This is a genomic window from Arthrobacter sp. CAL618, from assembly GCF_000468215.1.
GTDB lineage: Bacteria > Actinomycetota > Actinomycetes > Actinomycetales > Micrococcaceae > Arthrobacter_D.
On record NZ_ASZW01000103.1, the window covers coordinates 1 to 480 of the forward strand.

Here is a 480-nt window from a genome sequence, read left to right on the forward strand (position 1 = left end):
AGCCAGCCAGCGACAGCCCGACGGCGGCAGCAGCTCCTGCGACAGCCGCCACCACGGTCGCGGAAGCGATAGCCAACAGGAGATTGGCGACAAGCCAGCGGGTCCTGGACTTCGGCACCGTCATAAGCAGTTCCGCCCTGCCCTCGGTTTCCTCGGCCCGCAACCTGAGAATCCCCTGGATGCCAGCGGCGGCAGCGAGGACACCGGCGATGCCGAGCAGGGCGGTGGTAAAAACGTCGACTATATCCGTCCGGCTGCCGGGGACCAGCCGTCCGATCAGCTCTTCGAGGGAGGTGTTGCCAGCCACCGCATCGGTGACCACTGGTGCGAGCCCGCCGGCAAGGCCGCCCAGTACAGCTGCGCCACAACACCAGCCAACGAGGGTGGGACGCTGCAGAATCCACGCCAAACCGAGGAAGGACGTGAGCCTTCCGCGAGAGGCTACTGCCCGCTCAGGAAACAGACTGGCGCCCAAGTCCC

1 pseudogene is annotated in these 480 nt (G+C 66.7%); it reads right to left on the minus strand.

The annotated features are described in order from the left end of the window. Positions 1-409, minus strand: a pseudogene (locus K728_RS20085) (ABC transporter permease); the annotation flags it as partial. Positions 410-480: the final 71 nt, after the last annotated feature.